The organism is Flavobacterium frigoris, assembly GCF_900111075.1.
Classification (GTDB): Bacteria; Bacteroidota; Bacteroidia; order Flavobacteriales; family Flavobacteriaceae; genus Flavobacterium; species Flavobacterium frigoris.
In genome coordinates this window covers 1-21302 of sequence record NZ_FOFZ01000019.1, presented here as the reverse complement: position 1 = coordinate 21302, position 21302 = coordinate 1, and the positions used below count along the sequence as shown (strand labels likewise).

The 21302-nt window shown below is 34.5% G+C and carries 14 protein-coding genes; 3 read left to right on the top strand and 11 right to left on the bottom strand.

What is annotated here, in order from left to right; all coding sequences use genetic code 11:
- Positions 1-174: 174 nt before the first annotated feature.
- The 8 genes from BMW63_RS16485 to gcvP form a co-directional block, all read right to left on the bottom strand.
- Positions 175-936, bottom strand: coding sequence for an ABC transporter ATP-binding protein (locus BMW63_RS16485; protein ID WP_074724562.1), 762 nt, complete (start codon positions 934-936; stop codon positions 175-177).
- Entirely contained in the window at positions 933-1682 is a 750-nt protein-coding gene (locus BMW63_RS16480) for an MlaE family ABC transporter permease (protein WP_074724561.1), read from the bottom strand. The genes BMW63_RS16485 and BMW63_RS16480 overlap by 4 nt, the downstream gene beginning before the upstream one ends.
- A gap of 87 nt (positions 1683-1769) precedes the next feature.
- Entirely contained in the window at positions 1770-2621 is an 852-nt protein-coding gene (locus BMW63_RS16475) for a glycosyltransferase family 2 protein (protein ID WP_074724560.1), read from the bottom strand.
- 112 nt (positions 2622-2733) lie between these two features.
- A complete protein-coding gene (locus BMW63_RS16470) occupies positions 2734-3255 on the bottom strand; it encodes a methyltransferase domain-containing protein (RefSeq protein ID WP_074724559.1) in 522 nt (173 codons plus the stop codon).
- Between the two features lie 182 nt (positions 3256-3437).
- Positions 3438-4496 (bottom strand): 3-oxoacyl-ACP synthase III family protein, encoded by a 1059-nt coding sequence (locus tag BMW63_RS16465; protein ID WP_074724558.1) that lies wholly within the window; start codon positions 4494-4496, stop codon positions 3438-3440.
- A 436-nt stretch (positions 4497-4932) separates the two neighbouring features.
- Entirely contained in the window at positions 4933-6474 is a 1542-nt protein-coding gene (locus BMW63_RS16460) for a DUF6770 family protein (protein WP_074724557.1), read from the bottom strand.
- A gap of 19 nt (positions 6475-6493) precedes the next feature.
- Complete coding sequence (locus tag BMW63_RS16455; protein WP_175460305.1) at positions 6494-7840, bottom strand: M48 family metallopeptidase; 1347 nt, start codon at positions 7838-7840, stop codon at positions 6494-6496.
- Between the two features lie 100 nt (positions 7841-7940).
- Positions 7941-10784, bottom strand: a complete 2844-nt coding sequence (gene gcvP, locus BMW63_RS16450; RefSeq protein ID WP_074724555.1) for an aminomethyl-transferring glycine dehydrogenase — start codon at positions 10782-10784, stop codon at positions 7941-7943.
- 135 nt (positions 10785-10919) lie between these two features.
- On the opposite strand from gcvP, the gene BMW63_RS16445 reads away from it, so the two are divergent.
- Positions 10920-11732, top strand: a complete 813-nt coding sequence (locus tag BMW63_RS16445) for a hypothetical protein (protein ID WP_074724554.1) — start codon at positions 10920-10922, stop codon at positions 11730-11732.
- A gap of 109 nt (positions 11733-11841) precedes the next feature.
- Here BMW63_RS16445 and BMW63_RS16440 read toward each other — a convergent pair whose 3' ends face one another.
- Positions 11842-13869: a M3 family metallopeptidase gene (locus BMW63_RS16440; protein WP_074724553.1), complete on the bottom strand. Its 2028-nt coding sequence runs from the start codon at positions 13867-13869 to the stop codon at positions 11842-11844.
- A 223-nt stretch (positions 13870-14092) separates the two neighbouring features.
- Here BMW63_RS16440 and BMW63_RS16435 point away from each other — a divergent pair, with 223 nt between their 5' ends.
- Complete coding sequence (locus BMW63_RS16435; RefSeq protein ID WP_074724552.1) at positions 14093-14761, top strand: hypothetical protein; 669 nt, start codon at positions 14093-14095, stop codon at positions 14759-14761.
- A 77-nt stretch (positions 14762-14838) separates the two neighbouring features.
- Here the strand turns inward: BMW63_RS16435 and purE are convergent, their stop codons facing one another.
- Entirely contained in the window at positions 14839-15327 is a 489-nt protein-coding gene (gene purE, locus BMW63_RS16430) for a 5-(carboxyamino)imidazole ribonucleotide mutase (RefSeq protein WP_074724551.1), read from the bottom strand.
- 49 nt (positions 15328-15376) lie between these two features.
- Positions 15377-16534 (bottom strand): 5-(carboxyamino)imidazole ribonucleotide synthase, encoded by a 1158-nt coding sequence (locus tag BMW63_RS16425; protein ID WP_074724550.1) that lies wholly within the window; start codon positions 16532-16534, stop codon positions 15377-15379.
- Positions 16535-17797: 1263 nt separating this feature from the next.
- On the opposite strand from BMW63_RS16425, the gene BMW63_RS16420 reads away from it, so the two are divergent.
- Positions 17798-21208, top strand: coding sequence for a T9SS type A sorting domain-containing protein (locus BMW63_RS16420; protein ID WP_083380539.1), 3411 nt, complete (start codon positions 17798-17800; stop codon positions 21206-21208).
- The last annotated feature ends 94 nt before the right edge of the window (positions 21209-21302 follow it).

Sequence of the window (21302 nt, the reverse complement as noted above, 5' to 3'; positions counted from 1 at the left end):
TGTACTTTTTTATATTTTATTCTGGAAATGAAAAGTTGTTTTTAGCCCCGATAACAGTGAAAATCCTTTTATCCTGATAAATAATTCGGGAGTCTAATATCGTTCCGGATAAAAGATTGTATCGAATAGCGGGAGGGAAGTTCTTATGACTTTAATAACGTGCTGCTCCTAAACTTACTCCTTTAAATACGCTTCTCTTACTTTCTTGAATAAATTAGAAGAATAAACAAAGTCTACGACCGCTTGATTGTCTGTTCTAAAAATTTCTTCTTTGGTTCCTTCCCAGGCTTTTAGTCCGTCTTTAAGGAATAAGATGCGCTCGCCAATTTCCATCACAGAGTTCATATCGTGCGTGTTAATTACGGTCGTGATATCGTATTCTTCGGTGATTTCTTTGATCAAATTATCGATCAATATTGCGGTATTTGGATCTAAACCGGAGTTAGGTTCGTCACAAAACAAGTATTTAGGCTTGTTAACAATGGCACGAGCAATCGCGACACGTTTTTGCATTCCTCCAGATATTTGAGAAGGCAATTTATTATGAGCGTCTGTTAATGCCACTCTTTCTAATACAAAGTCCACTCGTTCTTTGATTATAGCTTTGTTGTCATTAGTGAACATCTTTAATGGGAATGCTACGTTTTCTTCGACGGTCATAGAATCAAATAAGGCGCTTCCTTGAAAAACCATTCCGATTTCAGTTCGCAGTTCTCTTTTTTCATCTGGTTCCAGTTCAGAATATACTCTGCCATCAAAACAGATTTTGCCAGATTCTGGAGTATGGATTCCTAAAAGACTTTTTAGTAAGACCGTTTTACCGGATCCACTTTGTCCAATGATTAGATTCGTTTTTCCAGTTTCAAAAACAGTTGAAATGCCTTTGAGAATCATGGTGTCTCCAAATGATTTTTCTATGTCTTTTATTTCTATCATGATCCCAGTAACAATTGCGTTAATATATAATTGAATAATATTATAGAAACCGATGTCCAAACAAAGGCTACTGTACTGGCTTTACCTACTTCTAGAGCGCCACCTTTCATATAATACCCATGAAAAGACGGGATGGTTGCTAGTAACATCGCAAAAATTAAGGTTTTCAGGAAAGCATAAACAATATGAAAGGGAATAAAATCCATTTGGGCTCCAGTGACAAATTCAGCACTAGAAGTAAAACCTCCATATACGCCTGCCATCCAGCCTCCTAAAATTCCTAAAAACATACTGATACCAATTACAAACGGATACAATAACAAGGCGATGATTTTTGGGAAAACCAAATAATTTAAGGAGTTAACACCCATTACTTCCAGGGCGTCGATTTGCTCTGTAACACGCATCGTACCAATACTAGAAGTGATAAAGGACCCCATTTTTCCTGCCATAATCACCGAGATAAATGTAGGCGCAAACTCCAATATCACCGATTGTCGTGTAGCAAAACCAATAAGATACTTCGGGATTAAGGGATTGGTAAGGTTTAGTGCAGTTTGAATCGCGACCACTCCTCCAACAAAGAAAGAAATGAAGGCTACGATCCCAAGGGAATCAATGATTAAGTCGTCTATTTCTTTGAAGATTAATTTTTTCATAACAGACCATTTAGTCTGTTTGATGAAAATTTCTCTAAGCATCAGGCAGTATCTACCTATTTGCGTTATGTATCTAATGAGCATCATATGTTTACAAATATGGGCTAAATTAATAATTAGTAGCCAATTTACAGTTTAGAGTTGGTAGTTTTTTACTAAAAACGAAAATTCAAATTACTTAAAAAGCTTTTCTTTCATTTTCTCAATGCGATAATCTCTTATGAATTTAGCTTGCGTTTGGGTAACTAATAAAGGAATGTTAGCTGCTTTAGCTTTTAGGAAGCCTTGTATATAGTCAAAAAACAACAGTGGTTTCTTTTTCATGAAAGCCAATTTAGCCGAAGCGATTGCCGTAATTGTAAATCCATAACCTAGGGTGTAAAAAGCTTCGCCTTGTTTGTAACGTGCTGTTTTGTTGTAATTGGCTCCGGTTGGTTTTAGGTGTTTTACAATTAGCGAAGGATCAGTAATTACTTTCCAGCCGTAGAATTTAGATAGTAATTCGTCTACAGTGTCCCAACCCATTGCCGCTTTTAATCCACCCATTTGTTTAAAGCACGCTTTGCGATATGCTTTAAAAGCACCACGAATATGGTCTTTGTCGGTTAAGTTTTCTAAGATCCACTCTCCATTTTTCTCAATGTAAGCAAATCCACCAGCCATTCCCGTTGTTGGATTTTCTTCGAAATGTTTCACAATAGTCTCAAAATAATTATTGGGTAAAATTAGATCGGCATCTAGTTTTACAATGATATCATAATTATCGTCTAGTGTTTCAAATCCTTTTTGAAAAGCCTGAATGACTTTACTTCCGGGTAAATGGATGGCACTTGATTTTTTTTCTACTAATGAGATAAACGGATTGTCTTTGGCGAAAGCCAGAACAATTTCGGAAGTTTTATCAGTAGAATTATCATTGACCACAACTACTTTTGAAGGTAAATGGGTCTGCGAAATCAAAGATTGTAGGGTTAATGAAATAAATGCCTCTTCATTGTGTGCTGGTATAACTATGTAGTAGTTCATGTTGTTTTGAATAAAATTCCAATTTTTAAAATTCTAAATTCCAAAATGGAGTTAGTTTCAAGTTGGAATTTGGAATTTATTTTTTGATATTCATCTATTGTGGAATTTGCCTTTAGGCTCTTTCCGCATATACGATGTAATACCTATTGGTAAAGTAACGTAATAAAGGACGAATACCAATTTTCTTAACGGGATTAGTCCATTTTTGGCGATTAATAATTTTCCAGCCTGCTTTTTCTAACAGCCAGTCTAATTGCCAATCTTCAAATTCATGATAATGTCTGTCCCACATGTCTGTTTTACTTCGGTAAGCAGGAGAAAACCACAAACGCATCGGAATAGAGATGAAAAGTTTGTCTGATTTTATTTCGCTTAAAATAGTGTAGGGATTCAATAAATGTTCGAAAATTTCAAAAGCGGTAACCACATCCGTTTTGGCTGTAGAAAATACGTTTTGATTTAGGTCTAAATCTTCACCGCTTGTATTTTTTACTGAGAACCCTTCTTCTTTCATGATTTTAGAAAAGGGGTTTTCGACACCTAAGTCTAAAATAGTTTCAGAGGTTGAAATGTGTTTGTTTAGAAATTCTAAAGTGTGTTTGAATCTTTTGTTAGGAAACGTTTTTTCGTACATAGTCATTGCTAGGAACGAAGTAACCCCTCGTTCATTATAGTTTATAAAGGTACAAAGATACAAACATATGGTTCTTATTTCACAGATTTATATGTAGATAGAAACGAAAAAACCACAGTTTAAAAAGGTGATTTTTTAACTGTGGTTTTATGCTGTAAAACTTGATTCTCTTGTCTAGAAACTTAGTGTCTGTAAACAAATGCATTGACATTCATTCCACCTCCAACAGAAGCAAATAGTAGAACATCGCCTTTACTGATTTTTTGATCTTTTATTTCGCCTCTAATTAATAGGTCAAAGAGAGTAGGTACTGTCGCGACGCTGCTGTTTCCTAACTCATGAATACTCATGGGCATAATGTCTTGAGGGACGGGTCTGTCATAAAGTTTATAAAAACGTTGTATGATTGCTTCGTCCATTTTCTCATTGGCTTGATGAATAAGAATTTTTTTGACATCGTCAATGGCAACACCACTTTTGTCCAAACAGCTTTTCATTGCGGCAGGAACTGTAGTTAATGCAAATTCATAAATTTTACGACCGTGCATTTTTATATATCTCGTATCGGTGTTTATTTCTGGGTTGTATGATTTTCCAAAAAATAAATAGTTAGCTTCCTCCATAGCATAAGTACCACTTTCATAGGAAAGCAATCCTGTTTCATCATCAGAAGCTTCTATAATGGAAGCACCAGCGCCATCTGAATAGATCATGGAATCTCTATCGTGGTCATCCACCACTCTTGATAAGGTTTCAGAACCAATAACCAAACAACGGCGTGCCATTCCTGATTTAATGTAGGCATTTGCTTGAAGCACACCTTCAATCCAGCCGGGGCATCCAAAAAGGATGTCATAGGCAACGCACTTTGGGTTTTTTATTTGTAATTTATTCTTAACTCGGGTAGCCAAGCTTGGAAGTGTGTCAGATTGGGAAGTACCATACTTTACGTCGCCAAAATTATGCGCAAAAATAATGTAATCGATAGTTTCAGGGTCGATAGCTGCGTTTTCGATTGCTTTTTTGGATGCCAAAAACGCTAAGTCAGACGAGTTCAAATTGTCGTTGGCATACCGCCTGTGCTCAATTCCAGTTATGCTTTTAAATTTTTTTATGACCACGTCATTCGGATAACCAAAAGGTGTACCATCTTCATTCAAAAAAACGTGATTACTAAAGTCTGTATTACTTACTTTTTTCTCAGGAATGTAACTTCCTATTCCAGTTATTTTTATTTTCATCGGTTTGTTTTCCAAAAAATTTATGCTAATTTAATGATAAAAAAATGATTATAGGCATGTTATTTACTATGCATGCATATAATTATAGAATAATAATTATTTGGCTAAAATACTGATGATTTTTTAATAATTATTCGAAAATACCATAGTTTTTTTAGTATTGATTTAGGGTCGGTTGATTACTGTTTTTTTTGATAGAAAAAACATGTGATATTTATAGGCGGAAAAATAAAAAAATAAAATGCCTCGATAGTCTCGAGGCATTTTATAGTTATTGGTAATGCTTGATACTACATATACGCTTCAATAGGAGCGCAGCTGCAAACTAAATTTCTATCTCCGTATGTTTCGTCTACTCGACGAACACTTGGCCAGAATTTAGTATTGGCTACATAGACTATTTGGAAATAACATAAATATAGTTCCTAAAGTACTATTATTTTATATTCAGCTTTTCTAAATGTAATAGTATTTCTTTAGATTTTTTATTGTATTCCAATAGCAATACATTTCCGATTTTAGCAGGCAAAATGCGAAAATTAGAATCGTTATTGCTTAAATATATTTTGTCTTCGGTTAATTTTCCTTCATCATAAATAATTGTTTTAAATGCATTTTTATTTTTTTCGCCTTTCAATCTTTCATAATCGATGAAACACGCGTAAAAACGATCGTTTTTTTTGTCTAATTGAGTGTATTCATAATCAAATGCACCGTAAGCTTTTAATGCGTGTGCGTTTAATTGAGGACTTCCAAAATCAGATAAACTAGGAGCTCTTGATTTTCCTTTTTCGAATTCTTGAATTCCAGTAAGTTTAAAATCGACATTAAATTTAAATATTACAGAGTTAGTTATAGTCAATTGTGTAACTGATGCTCCACCACCGCCACCACCTAAAACGGATAGCGCGGTAAGTGCTATACCACCAGCGCTTGCTGTTCTTTTGTAGAATTCTCCAATGGCATAATAATCGTTGCTTTTTGTTCTTACAATATTATGAAAATAGACATATCCTTTATCATCAATGTAATTACCATCTACCTTTGCGATTTTTGCAACATCTTCTTTCCAGCTAGTGAAGTTTTCTTTTAATGTTTGTCCTGAGGAATTTATAACTTCTGTAAATAATCCTAAACTTTTATCGTCAAAAATATTATCACCTTCTTTGAAGTACTCACCCATTAAAACAATATTACTGTCTTTGTCTAGAAATGCATTGTTTATTATCCTAGGCTTGCTAATTTTACTGTACTCTTTTTCGAATAATAATTTACCTGTTTTTACATCTATTACTTTAGTTTTTATTGTAAATTTCCTTGATAAAATACCTGGTTTGGATGCTTCTAAAGCAACAATTACTTTATCGTTTACTTCGATAGGATTTATGGATAAAATTTCTTTTGAGTCTTTTGGGGAACTATACTCCCATGACTGTCCGCCATCAGTAGGGTAGTATGCTAAAGAATAACCTATTTTTTTATTGTCGATAACTCTATTGAAAATGAATCCTTTATTTTCTACAGGAAATAATACGTTAAAATCTCCAGATTGCTGCATCGCTAGAATGTAGCGAATTTCTATAGATTCGAGAGGAATTTCAATGGTTGGCTTTTGTTCTGCTTTTTTGTCAAAGGTCAACAAGGTTATTTTTTTTTCTTTGATATTTGCCATAGCAAATATCATTGCTTGATTGTTAAAAACACTTTTCATTAAAAAAGTGTTTTTATTGTCAATGTATTTCTTTTTAGCAACTTCAACTAGATTTTTGTCTAAAATTTGAATTGCAAATTCGCGGTCTCCTTTTTTTAGTTTATCTAATTCATAGAAGAAATAATAACCATCAACATCTTTTTCTTTATCTAAAATTGAACCTGAATTTTTGACGATAAATGTATTGACCTGTTCTATTTTGCTGGTCTGCGAAAATGTTAAATTAGCCAAAATGCCTGTTAACAGTAGAGTAAGGGTTCTTTTCATAATTTGTTTGTTGATTGTATTAGTTTTGATTTAAATTTTTGAAGAAATTATAACTGTCCTGAAATTCAGGGTCGTTTTTAGATAGCAACTCGTTTTTTTTGCAAAAATAGTAGCCTATTTTTTTTATGTTTTTAAGTTCAAGATTGTTTAAAAATAGTCGTATTTCATTAATAGAATTTTCTTCAGAGAAAGAGTTTAATGGACTAATATATTTGCCAAAAAGATGCTTTTCTTTTAGATCATATAATTTTTTTAACAAGTTGGCCACCTCATTAATGTATTTTTTGTCATCTAGTAGGCCTTTTTCGTGAAGTGACAATAATTGGTATAAAGTGAAATCTAATTTTAAGTCGTCAGAAAATATTTGGATACTATTCTCATACGTTCTTTTTTGAATTGATTCGATTTCATTTGTATTGGAATTAGATGCAACAATTATATTATTCCGATTCAGTTTTTCAATTCTTAGGGGAATGTCGGGATGTGTTTTTATGGAATCTTTATCTATTTGTAAATCATTTGCACTTTCAGAGAGGTTAAATATCTTATCCTCCTTTTCTATCCAGGATTCTTTAAATGGGTATTGTTCAAAAGAAAAGTGAGTCGTTAAATTAGTTGGGTTATTAAAAATCATTTCGTCAGAAAGATCTAGCTTTTTAAGGATATCTACTGAAGCATGTTTATTGTATTTGGTCTTGTTAAACAAAATATATCCGAGAGAATCAGCTTGGGTCTCTGCAATTCTACTTCGCTTCATGAAATTAAATTTTAAGTCTTTCAGTAGCGATGTTATAGCTGATCTCCGACCGTATTTTTTATTGGAGGCCGTATTGATTTGTTGTTTGACGTCCTTAGAGCTGAATGTTTTGATGTAATTCTCAAGGGATTTGTCATTATGTTTCAAAATATGATGTGATAATTCATGACAAATAATATAAGCCATCTCGTCATCAGTTTTAATAAGATTGAACATACCTAGGTTAACAGTGTAGATGCCATTCCCATAACATGCAGCATTAGGAATTAGGGATTTGTTAATCAAGAAATAAAAATCCTGGGTTTGTATTTGGGGGTTAGAATGGTATATTTCTGCAAGAATTTTATTTAAATAGGTATGGATTTTTTCGTCAAAAATAAATGTACTGTCTTTAATGCTTTTTAAAAAATGAGTTTTTCTTTCTAGAAGTATTTCCTTTACCCTCTTTTGTTGCTTAATTTCGAAACTAAGTATTTTATTATTAGTTACCTTATTAAGGTAGTTTTCTATTGAGTCAACATTATTTGGGGAGTAACTAAAATCTTTTTTCTGCCCTTGAATGGAGCAAAACCATAAGATAAATAATAAGCAGCTTAGATTTTTTTTCACAGCGTTTTGTAAGAATTGATTTGCCAATGCAAGTGTAATAAAAAAGTCCCGATTTCTCGGGACTTTTTTAATTATTTATTTTGGGAATGTTAATTTAGTTTTACATATACGCTTCAATAGGAGCGCAGCTGCAAACTAAATTTCTATCTCCGTATGTTTCGTCTACTCGACGAACACTTGGCCAGAATTTGTTATCTGAAACATAGTCTAGTGGATAAGCTGCTTTTTCTCTTGAATACGGTAATGTCCAAGAATCAGCAGTTAACATCGATAAAGTATGAGGTGCATTTTTCAACACATTATTTGGTTCGTCTGCTGATGCTGCTTCAATTTCTTGACGAATTGAAATCATAGCGTCACAAAAACGATCTAATTCAGCTACATCTTCAGATTCAGTTGGTTCAATCATTAAAGTTCCTGCAACTGGGAAAGAAACGGTTGGCGCGTGGAAACCATAATCCATTAAACGTTTTGCAATATCCGACACTTCAATACCATTTTCTTTGAAACTTCTACAGTCTAATATCATTTCGTGGGCTGCTCTTCCTTTTTCTCCAGAGTACAAAATTGGATAATGTGCTTCTAAACGTGCTTTCATATAATTTGCATTTAGAATCGCGTATTTAGTAGCGTTTGTAATCCCTTCAGATCCTAGCATACAAATGTACCCGTAAGAAATTAAACATACTAAAGCAGAACCATAAGGAGCGCCAGAAACAGCAGTAATCGCTTTTTCTCCACCTACATGAACTAATGGATTACTTGGTAAAAACGGAACTAATTTTTCGTTTACGCAAATTGGCCCAACTCCCGGTCCACCACCACCATGAGGGATAGCAAAAGTTTTGTGTAAGTTTAAGTGACAGACATCAGCGCCAATAGTCGCTGGATTTGTTAATCCTACTTGCGCATTCATGTTTGCACCATCCATATACACTAAACCACCATTATCATGAATGATTTGTGTGATTTCTCTAATAGCACTTTCAAAAACACCATGTGTAGATGGGTAAGTTACCATTAAGCAGGACAGTTGATCTTTATATTGAAGGGCTTTTTCTCTTACGTCTTCTACATCAATATTACCGTTTTCCATCGTTTTGGTAACGATTATCGTCATTCCAGCCATCGCAGCCGAAGCAGGGTTTGTTCCGTGAGCCGAAGCGGGAATTAAACAGATTTTTCTTTGGTCATCCCCTCTTGAAAGGTGATACGCCCTAATAGTCATTAATCCGGTATATTCTCCTTGCGCACCAGAGTTTGGTTGTAATGTAGTGCCGGCAAAACCTGTAATTACATTCAATTGATGCTCTAGTTTTTTAAGCATTTTAGTGTACCCTTGCACTTGATCTAATGGAGCAAATGGATGGATAGTATTCCAGTAAGGCATACTTAAAGGCAGCATTTCAGCAGCTGCATTTAACTTCATGGTACAAGAACCCAAAGCAATCATTGAATGGGTTAACGACAAATCTTTACGTTCTAATCTTTTGATATAACGCATCAAACTAGTTTCAGAATGATGATTATTGAAAACATCGTGTTTTAAAAACTCGGTTGTTCTGTTTAAGCTCGTTGGATAGTTATTTTCAATTGTGTATTCACTTACTTCAAAAGCTTCTTTCCCTAATGCTTCAGCAAAAACAGTAATTACTTCGTTAATATCTTCAAACAAAACCGTTTCGTTTAGCGAAATAGAAATCGTTTCGTCATCTATATAAAAGAAATTGATTTCGTTTTTTTCTGCAATTGCTTTAACTTTTTTAGCATCGGCTTTTACCACAATGGTATCGAAGAAATAGGTGTTCGTTTGTTGAACGCCTAATTTATTTAGCGCATCAGCCAAAGTCACTGCCATTGAGTTGACTTTGTTTGCAATGTATCGCAATCCTTTTGGTCCGTGATAAACAGCAAACATTCCTGCCATTACAGATAGTAAAACCTGAGCAGTACAAATGTTAGACGTTGCTTTTTCACGTTTGATGTGTTGTTCACGGGTTTGTAATGCCATACGTAAGGCACGATTTCCGTCAGCATCTTGTGATACACCAATGATTCTTCCTGGCATAGAGCGTTTGTACTCGTCTTTTGTAGCAAAATAAGCAGCGTGTGGTCCACCGTAACCCATTGGTACTCCAAAACGTTGCGTGGTTCCAACTACTACTGCAGCTCCCATTTCACCTGGAGGGGTTAACTTTACTAATGATAAAATATCAGCAGCAACAGCCACTTTTATGTCATTTTCAGCCGCTTTTTTGATAAAGTCAGCATAATCGTAAACTTGACCGTATTTTCCAGGATATTGAAGGATTGCTCCAAAAAATTCATTTGAAAAATCAAATTCCTGGTGATTCCCAACTACTAATTCTACGCCGATAGGTGCAGAACGGGTTTGTAAGACGGATAAAGTTTGAGGTAATATTTCTTCAGAAACGAAGAATCTATTAACATTTTTTTTCTTTTGATCTCTTGAACGAACATCAAATAATAAAGCCATTGCCTCAGCAGCGGCAGTACTCTCATCTAATAAAGATGCATTGGCTATTTCCATTCCAGTTAACTCAATAACTGTAGTTTGAAAATTTAAAATTGCTTCCAGTCTTCCTTGAGCAATTTCTGCCTGATACGGTGTATAAGCAGTGTACCATCCCGGGTTTTCAAAAATATTTCTTTGAATTGCCGGTGGGACAATTGTGGGGTGATAGCCTAAACCTATGTACGATTTGTAAACCTTGTTGGTGCGACCTAATAATCTAATATGATTAGCATATTCGTATTCAGTCATAATATGCTCCAAATCCAAAGGTTTTTTCAAACGAATATCAGATGGAATAGTTTCGTTAATTAGTTGATCTAAAGTTTCAACACCTATGGTTTCTAACATTTTAGGTAAATCGTGATCTCTTGGTCCTAAGTGTCTTAAAGCAAATGAGTCTGTTTTCATGTAAGTGTAGTAATGTTGTGTTTTCAGTAGTGCAAAAATAAGTATTATAAACAATCTAAATCAGGTTTTGGACTGATTTTTTATGAAATTTTCAACTAAATGGTGTATTTGTTCATAATTGATTAATTTTGTTTAATGATCAGTTTTAAAAAAGTATTTGATTTTTATATCAGGAGTAGCATTCATGTGGCTTTATCCGTGTATGCACTAGTGCGAATGACATATTTTATGTTCCACATTTCTGCTGATCAAGGCATGGCTAATTTTGCTTTTTTTGGAACCATAGTGGGTTATAATTTTGTGAAGTACGATGCTTTGGCAAGAGCCCAAAAAAAACAAATGCGAAATGAGTTAAAAATCATTGCCGGATTGAGTTTCTTTTCTTTAACGGCTGTAGGGTATTATTTTTTCCAATTGCAACTAATAACACAATTGGTTTCCGTAGGCGTTTTAGCGTTGACACTGCTGTATACGCTGCCTTTTTTTCCGAATAGAAGGAACGCCCGAAATTGGGCAGGAGTGAAGATTTATATTGTGGCTTTGTGTTGGGTAGGGGTTACATTGGTTTTGCCTTTGGTTAATGCACATAGTGATTTAGGACTCGATTTCTATCTCAAATGCATCCAACGTTTTATTCTCGTTTTTGTGCTGATTCTAATTTTTGAAATTCTTGATTTAGCTAATGATGATCCGCATTTACAAACGGTACCACAGCAAATAGGAGTGAGAAAAACAAAGATGGTTGGTTTGTTATTACTGATTCCTTTCTATTTTTTAGAGTTTTTGAAAACTAATTTTATAAAAGAGCAATTAATCGTAAATGCAATTCTGGTTCTAATACTTTCTTTGTTTTTGGCTTTCGCCAATGAAAAAAGGTCTAGGTATTATTCTACTTTTTGGGTCGAAAGTATTCCTATTTTTTGGTGGTTGATGGTGGTGTTTTTTTAAGAAAATTGATTTGGTAGAGAATGATCTGTTTCATGACGTTTTTGAAATAAAAAACCGAAGCATTTCTACTTCGGTTTGTATTAAAAAAAAATAACCTACTTGCTTAAATCTATAAAAGACCCGCTCTTTTCAACAAAGCGTCTGGACTTGGTTCATGACCTCTAAAGCGTTTGTATAAAATCATAGGATGTTCAGTTCCTCCTTTAGAGAGGATATTGTCTTTAAATTTATCAGCAACTTCTTTATTGAAAATTCCTTTTTCTTGGAAGAACTCAAAAGCGTCAGCATCGAGAACTTCAGCCCATTTGTAGCTGTAATAACCAGCGGAATATCCTCCTTGGAAAATATGAGAAAAAGAGGTGCTCATTGCATTTTCTTTTACCTCAGGATATAATTTAGTATCTGCAAATTGTTCTGTTTCAAAAGCTTTAATATCTGTTATAGACGAAGGATCCTGTCCATGCCATCCCATGTCTAACAAGCCAAAACTCAACTGACGCATGGTTGCCATCCCTTCTTGAAAATTGGAGCTTTCCTTGATTTTTTGAACTAATTCAATAGGTATGATTTCGCCTGTTTGATAATGTGTGGCAAACAAAGCCAAAGCTTCTGGTTCGTAGCACCAGTTTTCCATTACTTGGCTTGGTAGTTCTACAAAATCCCAATAAACAGAAGTTCCGGATAAACTTGGATACTTAGTGTTGGCTAACATACCGTGTAATCCATGTCCAAATTCATGGAACAAAGTCAGTACCTCATTAAAAGTCAATAAGGAAGGCTTCGTTTCTGTAGGTTTCGTGAAATTACATACGTTTGAAATGTGGGGTCTTTCGTTGATTCCGTTTTTTACAAATTGTGATTTGTACGAAGTCATCCAAGCACCATTACGTTTTCCTTTTCGAGGGAAAAAATCGGCATAAAAAATAGCAACTAATTCGTTTTTTTCATCCGTTACTTCATAAGTAGTCACTTCTTCGTGGTACTTGTCGATATCAAAAACTTCGGTAAATGTTAAGCCGTATAATTTACCAGCGATAGCAAAAGCACCATTAAGCACTTTTTCCAGTTGGAAATATGGTTTTAATTTTTCATCATCTAAGCTGAACAGTTCTTGTTTTAGTTTTTCGGAGTAATATGCGCCATCCCATTTCTCTAGTTCTTCTAATCCATCTAATTTTTTGGCGAAAGCCGTTAAATCAGCAAATTCTTTTACCGCAGCGGGTTTTGCTTTTTCCAATAAATCCAAAGAGAATTTTTTTACTTTCTCCGGACTTTCAGCCATTCTTTCTTCTAGTACAAAATCAGCGTGAGTAGCATATCCTAAAAGTTGTGCTCTGTCGAAACGCAATTTGGCAATTTTAAAAACATTTTGTTGGTTGTCTAATTCATTGTTTTGAAAACCTTTGGCTCCAAAAGCAATCGCCATTTTTTTACGCAACTCCCTGTTATCAGCATAAGTCACAAATGGAACATAGCTAGGGTAATCTAAAGTGAAAATCCAACCTTCTTTTTCTTGGCTTTTCGCCAAAGAACGAGCGGCTTCTATGGTTCCTTCTGGTAAGCCGGATAAGTCTTTTTCATCAGTAAGATGCATTTGAAAAGCTTGGGTTTCGGCTAATACATTTTCACCAAACTGCAAACTTGTCTTTGATAGTTCCTTGTCAATTGCACGTAGTTTGATTTTTTTGTCTTCGGTTAGATTGGCTCCATTTCGAGAAAAACTTTTATATTTTTCGTCCAATAAAGTAGTTTGCTCCGGGTTGAGGTTCAAAGTTGCTTTTTGTTCGTGTACAGCTTTAACTTTAGCAAATAACTCCGCATTCAATCGGATATCGTTCCCGAAATCGGATAATAACGGAGAAACTTCTTGAGCGATTTTTTGAATTTCGTCATTGGTTTCTGCTGAATTCAAATTGAAGAAAATGCTTGAAAGACGATCTAGTGTGTAGCCACTAAAATCTAAGGCTTCAATGGTGTTTGTAAAAGTAGGGACATCTTCGTTTTGTACAATCGCATCGATTTCGGCTTTTGCCAAGGCTATTCCTTCGGTAAAAGCGGGAAGAAAGTCCTCGTTTTTTATTTTAGAAAAAGGTGCTGTATCGTATTTGGTATTAAATTTCGTCGTTAATATTTTCATTAGGTAGTCATTAATTTAATTCGTTGAAACGGAATGTTTCTAATTGCAAAGGTAGCGATTTATTAAAAAAAGGAGATTACAAAGCAGCAGTGTTTTCAAGCTTTAAGCTACAAAGGTTATGTTATAGAAATGTTATTTATTTTTCTAGGCACTTTAAAAAGCCTAAATTGTAAAATTAGATAAGGTTTTGAATAAGCTAATTAGTAACAATAATATATAAGTAATGAATTATCAAATTATAATAAAGCGCATTGATACTGTAAACGAAGTGGAAGGGTATTGGTCAGATGAAGATTATATCCAGTTATTAGAGAAATTTAATTTTCCAGATGCAGCTACAGCCGAAAAAAAGAATTTACCAGAATTACTAGAAATGGCCATATCTGATTATGAGCCAAATGAAGCTGCCGAAATTTTACTTGCTTACAAACTGGGGGAAGAATTAAATGAGGGGCAAATTGAGCAAATTTCGCATAATATGTTAATTGATAAAGTATGTGAAGAATATCCTGAAATTCATATGCAAGCAAGATTGTTTCATATCAATCAATTGCTTTATAAAGCCTATAACGGAAAATTTCCTAACACCAAAGCGTCTGTTGTTCATTTCTCAATGACACCAACTGATGGTGAAGTCAAAGAACTAACGGCTGAAAACGTATTGAAATTATTGAATAAAGGGTTATCTGATAGAAATTTAATCAAAAGATTATTTGAAGACCAGATGACTAAAAACATTCCTTTTCCTACTGCCGAAGGTATTGTTTGGGAATTAAGTACAAAGGATAATGTAAACTTCAGCTTGGTTACTTCAGAGAATTGGATTAATAATGAAGATATAATAGCATCTGAATTTGAAAGTGTTCTTGAAGAAATTGAAGAAGAGGACTAATTTGAGGCAAAATATAAAACGCTTTAGAAACAACAAAGGCTTCCATAATAGGAAGCCTTTGTTTATATAAGGAAGTGTTATTTTTTTAGTAAACTTTCGGATGCAATAATTACAGATTCTTTTAGTCCTAATTTATATTGTATCACTTTTTCTAAGATTGCTTTATCATGGCTTCCTATGATCTGGGCGGCTAGTATTCCAGCATTTTTAGCGCCGTTTAAGGCGACAGTAGCTACGGGAACGCCTCCAGGCATTTGAAGGATTGATAAAATACTGTCCCAACCATCAATAGAATTACTTGATTTTACAGGAACCCCAATTACGGGTAATGGTGACATTGAGGCGACCATTCCAGGTAAATGAGCTGCTCCTCCAGCGCCGGCAATCACAACCGAAATTCCTCGAAGATGTGCGTTTTGACTAAAATCGAATAACTTTTCGGGTGTTCTATGTGCCGAAACAATATCTACTTCGATTTCGATTCCGAAGCCTTTTAATACTTCGATGGCGTCTTGCATTACGGGCATATCAGAGATACTTCCCATTATTATGGCTACTTTGCTCATTGTGTTTTTTGTTTGTAGTTTATTGTGTTTAACCGCTGCTGTAAATTGATTACTGCAAACTAATCACTCTAATTGTATTCTTTACCTCTTCGGCAATTCTTCTTGCTTCTTTAATATCGCTATTTACGATAGTTACATGTCCCATTTTTCTAAAAGGGCGTGTTTGTTTCTTACCGTAGATATGTGGTGTAACCCCATTCCAACCTAATATTTTTTCGATGTTTTCGTAAATAACATTTCCAGAGAATCCTTCCGCACCCACTAAATTAACCATAATTCCGGCTACTTTACTATCTGTGTTACCCAAAGGTAAATCAAGAATCGCTCTAAGGTGATTTTCAAACTGTGAAGTGTAGCTAGCTTCAATGGAATAATGTCCTGAATTATGAGGTCGTGGTGCGACTTCGTTTATTAAAATTTCATCATCTTCTGTTTGAAACATTTCAACAGCCAATAAACCTACATGATTGAATTTCTCAGAAACTTGCAAGGCGATTGCTCTCGCTTTTTCAGCTACTTTGTCATCAATTCGTGCGGGACAAATCACATATTCTACTTGATTGGCTTCTGGGTGAAATTCCATTTCGACCACCGGATACGTTCTGATTTCCCCTGAAGGATTTCGACAAACAATAACAGCCAATTCATTTTTGAACGGAACCATATCTTCGGCAATACATTGTACATTGGGGAGCTGGTCTATATCTGAGATTTGTCGGATTACTTTTACTCCGTTTCCGTCATAGCCAAATTCAGTACATTTCCATACAAAAGGCATTCTTAATTTAGAATCTAATATTTCAACAACTAGGCTTTTTAAATCATTAAAACGCTTATAATTTGCTGTTGGGATTGCATGTTCGGCATAAAAATCTTTCTGAGTCCCTTTATTCTGGATTAGTTTTAGTGTTTTTGGCGAAGGATATACTTTCAACCCTTCGTTTTCTAATTTTACTAAAGCGTCTAGATTAACGAGTTCAATTTCGAACGTTAAAACATCGACTTTTTTTCCAAAATTGTAAACGGTATCAAAATCCATCAAATCTCCTTTGAAGAATTGATCACAGGCAATTTTGCAAGGCGCTTCATCACTTGGATCCAAAACATAGGTTTGTATATCAAATTTTCGGGTATCAAACAAAAGCATTTTGCCCAGTTGACCACCACCTAATATTCCTAGTTTAAAATTAGAAGAAAAATAATTCATTTGTTTTAGTTATTGTTTGTTAACGGTCAAATGCAGTCGCTACGCTCGTGTCATTGTGTAGTTGTTTTTTACTGGCAAAGATACTTTATATACACCAAATGCGAAAATCCTATTTTATTTTCTTTAGTATTCTAGTTTTATCAATTATAGCCAGCGGATTGTTTATGGTAGGTCATAGATCATAGGCTTTTTCATTTTTAAGTTAATTAAATAGCTTATGGAGTTTAAAAACAGGTATTTATATCTGATTTAAATGAGTAGGTAGTTACTACTTTTATTCGAAAGTCTAAACTAGTAGTTGTATTGAAAATTTTGGTACACCTAAGAAATGATTGTTTTAAAAAGTGTGAATTTTAGTGTTTAAAAAGAATAGCAGTGCAATAATAAAGTTTTTACTGTTTTGGTAAGACGTTTGATGATACGATTAGTTTCATGACAATAAATAGCCGTTTCGTAACATTTTTTTCCTAGTCCCTCGATTGTGGTTTAATTTTGACTCATAAAATAAGACAAAAGTTCTTTTTTACAATAATTAAGCGTGTTTGATTTAAGAATACACTAACTACATTATTGTCAAGGTGATTTAATAGGTAAAAAAATATAATTTTTGAATTGAAGTATTTGATAAAAAGTTCTGTTTTGAAAGGGTTTTACACCAAAAAGATGTGTGTTTTGTGAGAGGGTAATAGTGTCGGTGAAATAGGACTATGAAACTTCGAATAGTTGCCGCATTTTTAATAAAAGACAAACGCTACAATACGATAAGATGTCGGTGGTGAGGTTGTACTTGAAAAAGCAAGTATTAGCATGTCAGACTACTATAATTTAATAAACTTAAATTCATCTATTTAACAATAAGTTAACACAAAAGGTATTTAATCAGTTTTATAGGTACTTTAACGATAATGTAGTTAAGTTAGGATAAGTTTTATATTATATGTAACGAATTGGTATAAAAACAAGAAAAAAATTACATATTTTTGTTATTCGAGATTTGTAAATTCATAAAATAAAAAGCTATGGCGCTACTAAGTTGTAAAAGTTTTTACTTTAAATACTATTCATTATTGATAGAAGTTAGAAGGCTGTTTTCTTTGAAAAAATTAGAAGAATGTTAAGCACATTCTCTTTTTGACAATTTTAATCTGTAATGGAGTGCGCGAATCTGGCTTACATATTTAAAAACAACAACAAAAAAAGTGTTATTCCTTTTTGTTGCTTGAAACAAAGAAGGAATGACAAAAAATAACTAAAAAAATTACTATGAAAAAAAAATTACTCAAAAAATTATTGATTGTATTACTGCTATTTATGGGAATGCCTGACATAGATGCTCACGGAGTACAAGTGGTTTATCGCGAATTAAGCAATGGGTATGTTCGACTTTACATCGAACATTGGCATGGACCTTTGGATTTCAGTATGTTAAGTGCTGCTGATGGTATGAATATTACTACAATGTATGGGTCTAATTCGAGTACTGCAGATGTTGCTCCTTCAGGTGTTGCTAATAACACGCCTTTTGCTAGTTTACCGGGTACAGGTACTGCGCTTACTGTATTAAGTTCTTGCGCCGTTGAAGCAAATAGTAATAACAATTGGGTTTATTACGATTTTGCTCCAGCTGTTTGTGGAGTTCAAATCACGATCACTTTAAATTATGGACTTAGTGCGACTTTACAAGAAGCGTGTGCTAATTTGTATCCAGTTTCTTTCAGTAAAACTTTTGTTGACGTGCTTCCTCCGGTAATAACTAGTCCAGATGTAATAGTGGATAGTTGTATCCCTGCAAGTGCGGTCTATACTGCAAGTGCGATTGACGCTTGTGATGGAAGTCCAATTATAACATACGATTTACCTTCAAGTTCGATATTTCCATTGGGAATAACTCCTGTTACAGTAACGGCTGAAGATAATCTCGGTCATAGATCTTCTAGTATCTTTAATGTTGTTGTTGGTGATATATCTGCTCCAGTGGCAAATTTAGTTACTTTAGGAGACATAAAAGCAGAATGTAGTGTAACAAGTTTAGTTTCACCAACAGCCACAGACAACTGTTCAACAGCTACCATATTAGTAACAAACGACGCTGTTTTCCCAATTACAGGAGAAGGAACAACGACAGTTGTAACATGGACTTACGATGATGGAAACGGTAATAGGAGTACACAAACTCAAAATGTTATTATTAATGATATTACAGCTCCAGCTCCAATTTTGCTTTCTGGAAGTGTTACACTTACACCAACTCCTGGATCAACATCTGGTTGGTCACCATATGTTTGGAGTTTTGTAGATCCATTACCTGTTGGGGCAGTAGTTGTAGGAATTGATATTGACTATACTGCGGTAGACCAAGGGTGGGGAGGTACTGGTTTGTATAGCAATTTGAATGTTGCTGGACAATATATTGGTGGCGGACAACTTTTTCATACCGCTAATAGTTTTAATTTAAGTTATTCGGGTTCCGTTAGTGCGTATAATTATGGAGGGACAAATTCTTTAGAAATGTACTTTGTTGGTTGGGGAGGCTGGAGAGCAGATTGGTTAAGTGGAACAATAACGATTCACTATATTTATAGTCAATTACCTACAATATTATCAGAATGTAGTGTTGTAAGTTTAGTAGCTCCAATACCTACAGATAATTGTACTGCGGATGTAATAGTTACGAATAATGCTGTTTTTCCAATTACGGCACAAGGAACGACTGCTGTAACTTGGACTTATGATGACGGAAACGGAAATACAAGCACACAAGTTCAAAATGTTGTTATTAATGATGTTACTGCTCCAGTTGCGGATGTTATGATATTAGGAGATGTTATCGCAGAATGTAGTGTGACAAGTTTAGTGGCGCCAACAGCAACTGATAACTGCTCTGGGATTGTGTCGGTATCCCACAATGCGGTTCTGCCTATGACATTGCAAGGATCAACAGTTGTAACTTGGACTTATGATGACGGAAACGGAAATACAAGTACACAAGTTCAAAATGTTGTTATTAATGATGTTACTGCTCCAGTTGCTGATGTTACGATATTAGCAGATGTTATCGCAGAATGTAGTGTAATAAGCTTAGTTGCTCCAACAGCAACTGATAACTGCTCTGGCATTGTTTCGGTATCGCACAATGCGGTTCTGCCTATTACATTGCAAGGATCAACGGCTGTAACTTGGACTTATGATGACGGAAACGGAAATACAAGTACACAAGTTCAAAATGTTGTTATTAATGATGTTACTGCTCCAGTTGCGGATGTTACAATTTTAGCAGATGTTACCGCAGAATGTAGTGTTACAAGCTTAGTTGCTCCAACAGCATCTGATAACTGCTCTAGCAATGTGATGGTATCACACAATGCAGTTCTGCCTATCACATTGCAAGGAACAACGGTTGTAACTTGGACTTATGATGATGGCAATGGTAATACAAGTTCACAAACACAAAATGTTGTTATCGATGATATAACTCTTCCTTCAGTACTGGGACAGAGTATCACTGTAGCTTTAGATGCTACAGGAAATGTGACGATTGCCGTAGCAGATATTGATAATGGTTCAACGGATAATTGTGGAATCAGCCGAATTGAACTTGATAAAACTGCTTTTACATGCGCTAATATTGGAGATAACACCGTTACTTTAACTGTTACCGATAATAGCGGAAACGTTTCTTCTAAAACAGCGATTGTAACTGTTGAAGATAAAGTAGCGCCAGTTGTAGTTACTAAAAATAAGACTATTCAATTAAATGCAGCTGGTACTGCTTCAATTGTCCTTGCTGATATAAACAATGGCTCATCTGATGCTTGCGGCATTACTACTTTGACATTAGATAAAACAACTTTTACTTGTGCTAATGTTGGCGCTAATACAGTTATATTAACGGTTACCGATAAAAACGGAAACGTTGCTACTCAAACAGCAATTGTAACGGTTGAAGATAAAATCGCTCCAGTAGTGTTTACTAAAAATATTACAGTTCAACTAGATGCTTCATCAAATGTATTGGTAGCTGCTGCCGCAGTAAACAATGGTTCAACAGACAATTGTGGTATAGCTTTATTAGAACTTGATAAGTCTTTATTTAGTTGTGCCGATGTTGGAGTGAATACGGTTACTTTAAAAGTTACTGATAACAGCGGGAATATTTCTTATGGAACAGCTACGATAACAGTTGTAAATAGCCAACCTAATTTAATTAGAAAACATTTTGATGATGTTATCTTTTTTGATAATAGTTCTAATAGTTTTAAAGCGTATAGCTGGTATAAAAATGGAGTTTTAGTTTCGGGTCAAACGGCTCAATATTTTAAAGATAACGGAGTTTTAAGCGGAACATATTATGCCATGGCTACAAAAGTTGATGGTACAGTAGTTACTACTTGTCCTTTGACATTCTCTCCTTCAGTAGAAGTAGAATATTTAAAGATTGCACCTAACCCTGTTAGAAGTAATTCAGTGTACCAACTTATTACTAACGTTGAGGCGGCTAAATTGCAAAATGCGCGTGTTACGGTGTTTAATATACTTGGAACGCTAATGATAGATACTGTTGTTGATAATAACACAGTAGAGATGGTAGCGCCAAGTGTTGAGGGGATTTATATTGTAAAACTAACCTTAGCAAATGGTAAATATTTTACAAAAAACCTTTTAGTTAAAAATTAAAAAAAATCAAGTTATTAAGAGTAAGAAATCCTCATTTTATAAGAATGGGGATGGATTATTCTAATAGTAAAAATAGAAAAACATATGAAATTTG

Bases quoted from the DNA above. Each gene is read 5' to 3' on its own strand.
- BMW63_RS16440 (WP_074724553.1), bottom strand. From the start codon at position 13,869: ATGAAAATATTAACGACGAAATTTAATACCAAATACGATACAGCACCT.
- BMW63_RS16485 (WP_074724562.1), bottom strand. From the start codon at position 936: ATGATAGAAATAAAAGACATAGAAAAATCATTTGGAGACACCATGATT.
- BMW63_RS16465 (WP_074724558.1), bottom strand. From the start codon at position 4,496: ATGAAAATAAAAATAACTGGAATAGGAAGTTACATTCCTGAGAAAAAA.
- BMW63_RS16480 (WP_074724561.1), bottom strand. From the start codon at position 1,682: ATGATGCTCATTAGATACATAACGCAAATAGGTAGATACTGCCTGATG.
- BMW63_RS16435 (WP_074724552.1), top strand. From the start codon at position 14,093: ATGAATTATCAAATTATAATAAAGCGCATTGATACTGTAAACGAAGTG.
- BMW63_RS16460 (WP_074724557.1), bottom strand. From the start codon at position 6,474: ATGAAAAGAACCCTTACTCTACTGTTAACAGGCATTTTGGCTAATTTA.
- purE (WP_074724551.1), bottom strand. From the start codon at position 15,327: ATGAGCAAAGTAGCCATAATAATGGGAAGTATCTCTGATATGCCCGTA.
- gcvP (WP_074724555.1), bottom strand. From the start codon at position 10,784: ATGAAAACAGACTCATTTGCTTTAAGACACTTAGGACCAAGAGATCAC.
- BMW63_RS16420 (WP_083380539.1), top strand. From the start codon at position 17,798: ATGAAAAAAAAATTACTCAAAAAATTATTGATTGTATTACTGCTATTT.
- BMW63_RS16470 (WP_074724559.1), bottom strand. From the start codon at position 3,255: ATGTACGAAAAAACGTTTCCTAACAAAAGATTCAAACACACTTTAGAA.
- BMW63_RS16445 (WP_074724554.1), top strand. From the start codon at position 10,920: ATGATCAGTTTTAAAAAAGTATTTGATTTTTATATCAGGAGTAGCATT.
- BMW63_RS16425 (WP_074724550.1), bottom strand. From the start codon at position 16,534: ATGAATTATTTTTCTTCTAATTTTAAACTAGGAATATTAGGTGGTGGT.
- BMW63_RS16475 (WP_074724560.1), bottom strand. From the start codon at position 2,621: ATGAACTACTACATAGTTATACCAGCACACAATGAAGAGGCATTTATT.